A 10,974-nucleotide genomic window follows, 5' to 3' on the forward strand; every position below is an offset into this window, starting at 1 on the left:
TTACAAGTTCAACCAACTATAAATTATGGAGTATGTTGCATCTGCAACAATTATTAAAAATAAGGCTTGAACAACGCTTTTCGTGGTTTGACTACCAATATTGTCCGCCTCAACCTTAAATCCTTGAAAACAGCCCACCAGGGAAATTAAGATGGCAAAAGCTGGTGCTTTGTACAAACCTAACAATAATTGGTCGAGACCTACCGTGTCTCGTAAACGTGCCATAAAATCAGAATAGCTGACATTAAGCATCCATTTTGACATGTATAAAGCACCTAAGATGCTAAAAAAGTCTGCCCAGAAGATAAGTAAAGGGAAAACAAAGAGCAGTGCTAAAACCTTAGGCATGACAAGTAGCTCCGTGGGGGATAACCCCATGGTTTTTAGTGCGTCAACTTCTTCATTAATCTTCATGCTACCGATCTGGGCTGTAAAGGCAGAACTAGTGCGTCCAGCAACAATAATGGCTGTAATAAGAGGACCAAATTCACGAAAAATGGCAAGGCCTGATAAGTACGCGATAAAAATATTAGCCCCATAGGTTTTTAACTGCAATCCCATTTGATAAGCGAGGACAATACCAATCAGAAAGGCAAGTAAACCTACAATGGGTAGTGCCTTAATCCCTGCTGAGTGAATATTGGAAATAATACTTGGTAACTGGAAACGGCGCCAATAGCCAAAAGCTTCAAAAATTTTAGAGCTCAAATCCCCAATTAAAATGATAAAACCATCCAATTGCTTTAGTTTGTGAATGGTTTCTTCGCCAACTTGGGCAAAGAAGTTTTTCCGAGGTAATGGGGGTGGTTTGTACGCTATAGCGTCTTGTTTTGTTTTAACAAGCTCTAGCAATGCTTGTTGTTCTTCCTCAAATTGTGTGAGTTCGACTTTTTTTCCCTTATCTTTCAAAGCTTGGATACATTGAAGTAAGGCTAATGCCCCGGCACTGTCAAATTGTGTAAGTTGTCCACCATTAATGGTTATTTCATCTATCTCAGGAAATGTTGCACTATAAAAGCGTTTGAACAAACCATCTAAGTGAAGAACAGACCAAGAGCCTTCGCAGAGATAAGTATTATTTGCTTCATCGAAGACTAATTCGGCTGTAGGGTTTACCTTAGTCATGATTTGCTATCATATTAAGAAATAGCCTAGCATAATACGAATCTTCCTTTGTCGCAAAATACTTAAATAAAAGTGCTTAGTTTTAAACGCTTCCAATCTTTTTTATGGGATATCGATCCTGGTTATTTTAGCTTAAAGCAAGCTGCGAAAACCATATTAGCCATTTTAGTGGTGCTATGGTTCGTGCGTAATGAGCCAATTTTAGTCAGGGCCATGGCCGGTGTATCTTGTGCCATGTCGATGCAAGGATCTTTCGCCAAAACTTTTTCTTGGCGTGTAGGACAAATCATTTTATTTGATTTATTTTATTTTGCTTCATTCTGTTTAGGTCTTAGCATTCGTGACTCAGCCAATTTAAAAGCAATCATCTTGGCGTTACTTGGCTTTACGGTAAATTATTGCCGTCGATTTGGTTTACAAACGCATGTGGCTCCTCTGATGATATGGATGCTGTGTTTTATTGCAACCATTTTACCCTTTGATTCCTCAGCACAAGCCTGGAAACATATTCATGGTTTAATTGCTGGGTTGGCTGTCTCAGCTTTTGTCATGTTAGTAGTATTTCCGGAAAATTATCGGCGCCTCTATATTCACAATTCCAATCGCTTTTTTAAATATCTTGCCCAAGGTTTGAAAGAAATGAGACGCTATCTTTTATTACCTAATTTGTCCTTAGATTTTGAGCACCAGACATTTCTTCGTATTAAAGACAGCATGAATCGTTTATTGGCCAGTAATCGCAGTATTGACCAAAGTGATATTTTTGATGAACAGCATGAGAGGTTAATCGGTGAAGTGATGATTTGTAAATATGCTTTAGCGCAGGCTTATACGATGATGATTGAGGCTTATCGAAGTTTGCGAATATATCAGCATTTTTGGTCACCGGAAATTAGATTAAGTTTGAGTTTAATTAACAAGCAGCTTTCACAACTGTTTGCATCAGCAAAAATGGATGAGTCTTATATTGTCAGGGCAAAAGTTTTTGAAATTTCTTTCGCAAATTTTATACAAAAGGTGAACCAGGAAAAAATTACAGAGCCTAGGTTAATCATGGCCATCTTAAACTTAAATTTAAGTTTAAGATTTATGATTCAGCAATTTAATAAATTACTGGAATTTAGCCATGCAAATTAAAAATACAACTCGAATGGCATTTCAAGCGGCTATAGCAATTGCCATTAGTGAATTGATAAGTAGCTATTTTAATTTGGAGCATGGATACTGGTCTACTCTCACGGCAATGGCATTGATTGCGCAAACTTGGGGGGAGAGTGTTAAACGATCAATAGAGCGTGTCCTCATGACCATTCTGGGTGGATTATGTGGCACTTTTTTGTATTTTTTTGTCATTCCCTCGAATGAAATTTTTGTGATGGGTATTTTGTTAATTTTTATTTTTCTAACTGTTTATTTAATTCCTATTAATAATCTCATTGCTGTTTTCACATTAACGGGGTTTGTTGTGTTCTTTTTCGCACTTCTCGGGGATTGGAATTTTGTTTTGTTAAAACAACGTATTGAAGAAACTGCTTTAGGTGCTTTAATTGCGGTGGTGGTAGGATTTTTTTTCTTACCTGTGAAAACCAATATTAAGGAAACTCTAATTAGTTATTTAGAAAAAATGAGCCTTAGCCTGGGGGCAATTTTTACTGAATCGTATAAAAGGCAATTATTCTTAAAAGAGCAATTGTATGCAGAATTTCATACGGTACGAAAAAAAGCATTGTCAATTCGTTATGAAGTTCTTTTTCACCGTTTAAATACACTGGATTTTAATAGCTTGTGGACGCAAATATTATTCTGCACCCAGTATCTTGCCAATCTCATTGAGTCGTATCAATGGTTGTCTAGCTATCTCAATGAAGAGGAAAAAGAAGATATTGAAGTTGCTATAAAAACGACACAGTACAATATTCAAACGATTATCGAAGTTTTACAGGGCAGTAAGTCTACAAATATGATTCCTGCACACAATTTACTGGATATCCTTAAGCATGCGATTACCACAGAACCAACGCGCTTTGCTGCTTTGGAGAATGAGGCATTGGGTTTCTACAATTTAATGTATTTTTTCGCGCGCCTTAATACACGATTGCATGAAACTTATATTCTATTGCAACAAACTATTTAATTAATTCGGCATTTAAAAGAGTTTGCGCTCGCTAATAGGGTGCTTAGCATTGTTCCTAGTTGAAATAATTAAATTATGTTAAAATATACACCATTTTTTCTGGTGTAGCATTAGGCCATGCAAGACAACTACAGCCAATTTGAAAAACGCAAGCAAGACCACATCACGCTAGCTTTGTTAGAAAGTAATCAGGCAAGTGAATTAAATGTTTTAGACAGCATTCTCTTAGCCCATGAAGCATTACCTGATTTAAATTTTGCTGAGATTAATATCAGCAGTCAACGTTTCGGGCAAATTACTACTACACCGTTTTTGGTCAGCTCAATGACTGCAGGACATCGGGATGCGGTTAATATTAATCGCAATTTGATTGAGGCTTGCTCTGAAAGCAACTGGGTGATGGGGGTAGGGTCGCAACGACGCGAATTGACTGACAAGCAGGCTGTAAGTGAATGGCGAGTAGTGCGGCAAAATTTCCCAAATGTAACTTTGTTTAGTAATTTGGGAATTGCCCAAGTTATTGATGCCCCATTGCCGCAACTTCAGCGTTTAATCGATGCTTTACAAGCCCAAGCCCTGATAATTCATTGCAATCCTTTGCAAGAAGCAATTCAACCAGAAGGTACGCCTTTATTCAAAGGTTGCTGGCAAGCGCTTGCTGATTTGGTTAGGAAATTACCTATTCCTATTGTGATCAAAGAAACTGGTTGTGGTTTTTCTCTACCAACCCTTACGCGTTTGAATGACATTGGCGTTGCGGCCGTTGATGTTAGTGGTTTGGGAGGCACCCATTGGGGGCGTATTGAAGGTCATCGTGCGGCTGAGGGTAGCATCCAACAGAGAGCAGCTATTACTTTTCGCAATTGGGGTGTTGATACCGTACAAAGCGTAAAAAACGCCGTATCCTTGTCTCCGACTTTTGAGGTTTGGGGCTCTGGGGGAGTTCGTCATGGATTGGATGCCGCAAAATTAATTGCTCTTGGTGCAAGTACTGTTGGGTTTGCTAAACCAATGTTGGATGCCGCACTACAAGATGCTCAAGCCGTTTACGAACAGATGATGGCGATTGAATATGAATTAAAGGTCGCTATGTTTTGTACAGGTAGTCGAATACTCACTGAACTCAAGGAGAAGACATGCCGCTAAGTAGTCAAGCAAGTCAATTATTCCAGGGGTTTTCTAAATTATCACGTGAAGAACGATTCCAACGCTTGTTAGATTTAGGAGCCTTAACTGCAGAAGATATTCAATATTTACTAAATGGTGGTGTTCAAGAAACGATACTGGCTGATAAGTTAATTGAAAATGTTATTGGTTATTTTCAGCTTCCTTTAGGTGTTGCCACTAATTTTTGTATTGATGGGGAAGATTATGTGATTCCTTTGGCGGTGGAAGAAACATCAATTATTGCCGCACTCTCTAAAACAGCTAAATGGATAAGACAGCATGGCGAAATTATGACCTGGGTTACTGGCGATTGTATTCTTGGTCAAATTCAGATTGCGAAAGTAAGTGATTTCGCACGATTTTCTAGCATTTTTCATGAAAATAAGCGCTTTTTACTTGAAAAAGCGAATGAGGAAGTGGCATTTAATATGGTTAAGCGCGGGGGAGGGGTTATCGACTTGCAGTTACGACATATCACTCGCCAAGATGGTAAGGATATGGCTGTTATCCATGTCATGATGAACACCTGTGACGCGATGGGCGCTAACATTATTAATCAAGTTCTTGAGTTTTTAAAAACACCCATAGAAAACATCACTGGTGAACAAGTCACCATGTGCATTTTATCGAATTTAAATGATGAGAAATTAACTACTGCTAAGGTGACTATCCGCGGAGTAGACTCTGAGTTAGGAGAGCGATTACAAGAGGCGTCTTTGTTTGCTGAGGTTGATCCTTATCGTGCTGCTACCCATAATAAAGGGGTCATGAACGGTATCGATCCGGTATTAATCGCCACGGGGAATGATTGGCGAGCAGTTGAGGCGGGTATTCATGCTTATGCAACACGAACTGGACATTATCAGGCAATTACTCGCTGGCGATACCAAGAGGGTGTGCTTACTGGTGAATTAACCGCTCCCATTATTGTGGGTACTGTTGGTGGTGTGACAGCGCTTCATCCTACGGCAAAACTTTGTTTACGCATGATGGGTATTCAATCTGCGAATCATCTTTCGCGCGTGTTAGCGGCTGTAGGTTTAGTACAAAATTTGGGGGCGCTCAAAGCTTTATGTACAGAAGGGATCATTCAAGGTCACATGAAATTACATATTGACAACTTGCTCTTGGTGGCTGGGGCAACGGATAGTGAAATGCCTATGTTAAAAGAGCGTTTGCAAAATTGGTTGAGTATCAATAAACGAGTTAGCTTAAATAACGCTTGCGAATTTCTAACTGAAATAAGAGCACAAACTGCATCATGAAATGGCAAATTCCTGCTAAAACTTTTTTGTTAGGGGAGTATGCTGCTGTAGCAGGTGGTTCAGCTATTATATTAACAACAGGCCCTTGTTTTGAATTAGCTTTCACTCAAGATAATCGTATGCATGAAATTCATCCTGAGTCTCCAGCGGGACAATGGTGGCAGCATCATCGTATGCCTATACAAGGATTAGCATGGCGAGATCCTTATGAAGGAAGAGGTGGCTTAGGAGCATCCAGTGCACAATTTATAGGTGCTTATTTGGCAAGTTGTCATTTACTGCAAATTGTTCCAAATCGCAAAGCGCTTCTTGATGCTTATTACCAGTCAGCATGGCGCGGAGAAGGTCTTAGGCCAAGTGGTTATGATGTGTTAGCGCAGATACAAAATCGCTGTGTTTATATCAATCGCCAAACTAATCAAACCCAATCTTATGACTGGGTTTTTAAAGATATTGCTTTTTTGTTGCTACATAGCGGGCAGAAATTAGCGACGCATTATCATTTACAAAGGATGTCTTTGCCAGATTCCATTAACGAACTATCTGCTATCTCCGAGCAGGCAAAGAGAGCATTTGAACAAGAGAATAGCGCAGAATTAATTATGGCTATCAATAATTACCAACAACAGCTGACGAATCGAAACCTTATTGCCCCACATAGTTTAAAACATATCCAAGCTTTCAAAACACAGGATAATGTATTGGCTGCAAAGGGATGTGGAGCTTTGGGTGCTGATGTTTTATTATTAATTGTGCCTAAGTCATCTCTTAAATCAAAAATTAGCAGTTTGATTACGGAAGGTTGGAGCGTGTTGGCTACGAGCGATGATTTATACACAGGTCGCGCACTAATGAAAAATAAAAGGCAGAAAACACTTGAAATTTTACCTTAATCGGGTATCATTCCAGCCTCTTTAGGGCCGTTAGCTCAGTCGGTAGAGCAGGAGGCTTTTAACCTCTGTGTCATAGGTTCGAATCCTATACGGCCCACCATTTTAATGTACCAAATTAAAATGGCGGGATCTAAAAAATTGTTTACCTGTAAAGGGCCGTTAGCTCAGTCGGTAGAGCAGGAGGCTTTTAACCTCTGTGTCATAGGTTCGAATCCTATACGGCCCACCATTCTGGCTACGGCTGTTTCTAAAGTCCAGACAACAGTGTGGCAAGACAAGAAGTTTTACCCTACGTTATCTATTGCGCTCGTAGCTCAGCTGGATAGAGTACTTGGCTTCGAACCAAGGTGTCGGGGGTTCGAGTCCCTCCGAGCGCGCCATTTAATGGGTCTTCCCCAAATCCGGGGGCACTTTACTCATCCACACAGCACTCTAACTCTTAACCTATAATTTTCAAAATTTCTAAACCCATATGCTCTTCTTTGAATCAATTTCATTTTTCGATGAAACCCTTCAGTAATTCCATTGTTTTTTGTAAAACGAAGCATTCTAACGACTTCCTCTCTCCATTTAAATAACGTATTCCCTAATGTTCTTAAGTGTTGAAAAGCGCTTTGTTTCAATTCTTTGACCATTTCTAAGAAGTGCGGTAACAAGCGTTTACACTCTTTTGCTGTGCAGTGCTTTTTAGTTAATAGTTGATGCAACTGTGTTTAAAGTCATAAATGGCAGCAATCGCGGGTTGTTGTTCCAAATAGCGATTGCGTTTACTCAGACGCAATAAAGACAGATTCTCGGGCTTGGTCTTCAAAGCCATTGGCGTACCTCTTTGGTACTTCATCGCCGGGTTGATTTGATGGAAAGTTTGCATACTTAATTGATTGATGAGACGGATGACATGAAATCTATCAGCCACAATCTTGGCATTAGGAAAGTAGCGTTTAACTAAAGCACGATAGCTACTACTTAAATCAATACAAACCACGCGTACACGCTCTTTGCCTTCCAGTGCTTTAAAGTAACTCTCCAAATCCCGCACAGAACGACCTTTAACAATATCAAAAACCTTGTGCTTACCTAAATCACATAAAGTGGTTATATAGCCCTGCTTCTTTGTAAAGGAGTGTTCATCAATACCCAATACCCGAGGACATAGAGGCGATGTAATCCGTTTCTCTTGTCGTTCATAACCATAATGATACCAACGCTCTATTGTTGATTTTCCAGTGTGAAAATGACGGGCTAAATCCTTTTGGCTTATACCCTCTGTGTGTCGGTGAAATACTTCTTTACGTAAGCTTTCTGTGGCTCGTTGGTATTTGCCAATCCCTGGAAAACGTTGGTTGAAATAGCGTTTACAGGAATAACACTGATACTTATGAGCCTTGATACATAAATAGCTATAGCGCATTTCTAACGACTCATGACGTATCTTTCGCTCAAAACTATCTTTCTTCCTTAACCGCTTACCATTGCAATAGATACAGCGAACAACTTGGTTATAACTTACTTTAATAAAAACAGGATTGTTTCCTGTCACCTTGACCATTGAGTAACCAGGTAAATTTAGGATAATATCTTTCTTCGGCACTTTAACCCTCTTTTGACTGCGAAATCAAAGAGTTAGATTACTATAATCCGGTTAAAGTGCCCCTGCATTTGGGGTAGAGCCAGAATATCTTCCTTTCTGGTCCGCAAATATTTTTGCGACAAAGCCTCCTTCTACATACATAGACTATAATTAATTATTATGGAAGAAAGAGAAATTAAAATGCTAAATATGGAACCTCAAAAAGTTAGAGATATTCTTGATCAAATAAAACGCTTTAAAGAAAAAGTAGATGAGTACCCTAAATTGACCACTGAAAAGGATACGCCTTACATTTTATCTGATCCTTGGTATCAAAGTGTGCTTAATACAATAAATAACTTACCACCTGACCAACAAGCAACCTTGGTCGCTTTACTGTATTTAGGTCATGGAGATTTTAAGAAAAGCGAATGGAGTGAGGCTTTTGGGGTCGCTCAAGATCAACTAACAAGACATATAGGACAATACTTATTATCACAACCCAATGTAGTAAACTGTATTGAAAATGGCCTAAGGATTTTAGGTTTCACAAAGAATTAATCGGCAAATTCTAACTAGAGGTGCGACAAACAAAAATGAACGTAAGTGCTTGATTAAATGGCCGCGCTCGGAGGGACTCGAACCCCCGACACCTTGGTTCGAGTCCCTCCGAGCGCATTTCGGGTCTTCCCCAAATCCGGGGGCACTTTACTCATCCACACAGCACTCTAACTCTTAACCTATAATTTTCAAAATTTCTAAACCCATATGCTCTTCTTTGAATCAATTAAAGTGCTCCTTCTTTGGGGAGAGCCTCCTACCTTTGAGGTATAGTCATTATTTTATACATTGTTGAAAAAATAAATTCAATGTGATAAAAAATGGAATCATAAAATAATGAATCACTTATTGAGAAGGTTATATATGTTATTTAATTCCTTAACTGCAGATAATTTTGAATTGTTTTTAAAAGAAAGATTAAAAGAAAGAAAAATTACATATAAACCAGAAAAAATTAAAGAGATATGGACAAAATTGAGCGATGAGCTCGGGGATAAAATAGAGAAAGGACATATAAATGAATTCTCCTTTAAAGAGCTTAAAGAGTTTGGTTTAGGAAGCGCTTTAATTCAAGAGCTTTTAAGCTGGAGTAAAGAAGCATCTCCTAGTTCTGCAGGAAATTTAGGTTTTGACACATCGCTTCACATGATGGAACAATCTGAAGAGGAAATTGATTTGCCATTCTCAACATCAGAGCCAGGAGGGGTTAGAGATGAGGAAAATGAATTTTTAGCAGAACCCCCCTTCATTTCCTCTATGAATACGAGGGAAACATCAAACATAGAGTGGATCTACAGACGAAAAGGCAATAAATCCAGAGCAGAATGGAAAAATTATGATAATAGAGGTAGCAGGAGTCAATCCTTAGAATACTGGCGAACAGAATTCCAACGATGTGAGACTCAGGCTCCCCTAAAATTAGTTAAAAATTGTTCTCATCCTTTTCCACGAGTATGCTTAAGAGATTACCCAGAAGCAAGCACAGTGAAAATTACAATTAAAGGCTCTAATCTAAAAGACTTATTGGAGGGCAATGAGGCGAGTGTGATAAAGGGCGAAGCTGATTTTGTTGATTTTAAAATCAGAAAATCTTCTTATAGTGAGACAGAGAAAAAGCATCAAGAGTGGATATTGCAATTTAAAGTCTATAACGCTGATAATCAACTATTGCTTACTCTTGAAACTGCTGGAATACAGGTTGTAGCGATGTCTAAACAGCTAGAACAAGATCAGCATAAATTATCATCGGTTCAGACTGAGTTTGGTATACAAATATCCGATTTAAATCGAATAAATTTTCCACATGGTAAAGAAGACGCAGTTTTTCATCAAAATCAAGTACGAAGGTCAATGAATTTGTATAAAATAGAAACAGATTTTCTTATAAAATCTGAACAAGCGATTGCAGGCGATAAAATTTTATCGATGTTTGATGAAGCGTACGGTAATTTTTTAAAGAATGTTTCTTTAGAAGGAAGAGAAGCCGCTTTGAACATAGCAACGGATCCTATCAAACGGAATGAGTTTATTCAAAAAATGGGCGATTACAATTTGCTTTTTAATTCAGTTAATGCGGTAGATACCGGTACTCAACAAAACCAATTTTTTTCTTTGTATGATGATTTATTAAATGTCCCCCTTTCTAGTCCGTACGCTTTTTTTCCTCCTGCGCCGTCTTCTACTGAGCAGCCTTCTGCTAAAACCACGAAAAAACGCAGTCTCCCTGATGGAAACACCGAAGAAGAGGGACATTCTAAACATTCTAAACATAACTAATTTTAAAGATAGGATTAACCTCGACTTGAGTCATTTTTGATTTTTTGACTTATTAAAGGCCTATTGATAAGTTGTCATTCCGCGAAGATGGGGAATAATAAAATCAAAAATGGCTATGAAAGATAAGTTAAATCACTACAGTGGGGATCAGTACAGTGCGGTCATGCATTGTACTGCGATTGTAGTGGGTGGCGACATTTAATTATATGATAAATTCAATGAGTTAATTTGAAATTGCCGGGCTTCGAACCAAGGTGTTGGGGGGCGAGTCCCTGCGAGCGCGCGATTTAAAATCAAATAGTTAGAATTTGCCAAGTTCATCTTTAACTTACAATGCCGCGAACAAGTTGCAGCACGTAGGGATGAATTGTCAAAACGCCCCTATTGTTTTTTTATGGTAGTGTTTAAATAACTGTGTCATCTCTTTTAACTTGTTATAATTTCAACACTTAAAAGAGGTGCCCATGAGTAAGAATAAAAAGA

The 10,974-nt window shown here is 38.6% G+C and carries 8 protein-coding genes, 3 tRNA genes and 2 pseudogenes; 10 read left to right on the top strand and 3 right to left on the bottom strand.

Annotated features, from left to right (window positions below; translation table 11 throughout):
* Nucleotides 1-1,125, bottom strand: a complete 1,125-nt coding sequence (locus tag Lbru_RS05110; RefSeq protein WP_058441114.1) for an MlaE family ABC transporter permease — start codon at nt 1,123-1,125, stop codon at nt 1-3.
* Between the two features lie 72 nt (nt 1,126-1,197).
* Here Lbru_RS05110 and Lbru_RS05115 point away from each other — a divergent pair, with 72 nt between their 5' ends.
* The 8 genes from Lbru_RS05115 (at nt 1,198) to Lbru_RS05150 (ending at nt 6,964) form a co-directional block, all read left to right on the top strand.
* Nucleotides 1,198-2,262 (top strand): hypothetical protein, encoded by a 1,065-nt coding sequence (locus tag Lbru_RS05115; protein WP_058441115.1) that lies wholly within the window; start codon nt 1,198-1,200, stop codon nt 2,260-2,262.
* Nucleotides 2,252-3,259, top strand: coding sequence for an FUSC family protein (locus tag Lbru_RS05120; protein WP_058441116.1), 1,008 nt, complete (start codon nt 2,252-2,254; stop codon nt 3,257-3,259). The genes Lbru_RS05115 and Lbru_RS05120 overlap by 11 nt, the downstream gene beginning before the upstream one ends.
* 117 nt (nt 3,260-3,376) lie before the next feature.
* Nucleotides 3,377-4,405, top strand: a complete 1,029-nt coding sequence (gene fni / locus Lbru_RS05125; RefSeq protein WP_058441117.1) for a type 2 isopentenyl-diphosphate Delta-isomerase — start codon at nt 3,377-3,379, stop codon at nt 4,403-4,405.
* Nucleotides 4,396-5,691, top strand: coding sequence for a hydroxymethylglutaryl-CoA reductase, degradative (locus Lbru_RS05130; protein ID WP_058441118.1), 1,296 nt, complete (start codon nt 4,396-4,398; stop codon nt 5,689-5,691). The genes fni and Lbru_RS05130 overlap by 10 nt, the downstream gene beginning before the upstream one ends.
* On the top strand, nt 5,688-6,584 hold the full coding sequence (locus tag Lbru_RS05135; protein WP_058441119.1) for a mevalonate kinase family protein: 897 nt from the start codon (nt 5,688-5,690) through the stop codon (nt 6,582-6,584). The genes Lbru_RS05130 and Lbru_RS05135 overlap by 4 nt, the downstream gene beginning before the upstream one ends.
* Nucleotides 6,585-6,608: 24 nt before the next feature.
* A tRNA-Lys gene (locus Lbru_RS05140) sits at nt 6,609-6,684 on the top strand.
* 53 nt (nt 6,685-6,737) lie between these two features.
* Nucleotides 6,738-6,813 (top strand) — tRNA-Lys (locus Lbru_RS05145).
* Nucleotides 6,814-6,887: 74 nt separating this feature from the next.
* Nucleotides 6,888-6,964 (top strand) — tRNA-Arg (locus tag Lbru_RS05150).
* A 36-nt stretch (nt 6,965-7,000) separates the two neighbouring features.
* Here Lbru_RS05150 and Lbru_RS05155 read toward each other — a convergent pair.
* A pseudogene (locus Lbru_RS05155) lies at nt 7,001-8,175 on the bottom strand (ISL3 family transposase).
* A gap of 159 nt (nt 8,176-8,334) precedes the next feature.
* Here Lbru_RS05155 and Lbru_RS05160 point away from each other — a divergent pair.
* Complete coding sequence (locus tag Lbru_RS05160) at nt 8,335-8,715, top strand: DUF3775 domain-containing protein (protein ID WP_238583821.1); 381 nt, start codon at nt 8,335-8,337, stop codon at nt 8,713-8,715.
* Between the two features lie 151 nt (nt 8,716-8,866).
* On the opposite strand, the pseudogene Lbru_RS18020 reads toward Lbru_RS05160, so the two are convergent.
* Nucleotides 8,867-8,941, bottom strand: a pseudogene (locus Lbru_RS18020) (transposase); the annotation flags it as partial.
* Nucleotides 8,942-9,114: 173 nt separating this feature from the next.
* Here Lbru_RS18020 and Lbru_RS05165 point away from each other — a divergent pair.
* A complete protein-coding gene (locus tag Lbru_RS05165) occupies nt 9,115-10,491 on the top strand; it encodes a hypothetical protein (protein ID WP_238583822.1) in 1,377 nt (458 codons plus the stop codon).
* The last annotated feature ends 483 nt before the right edge of the window (nt 10,492-10,974 follow it).

Origin of the sequence: Legionella brunensis, from assembly GCF_001467025.1 — a bacterium.
GTDB classification, from domain to species: domain Bacteria; phylum Pseudomonadota; class Gammaproteobacteria; order Legionellales; family Legionellaceae; genus Tatlockia; species Tatlockia brunensis.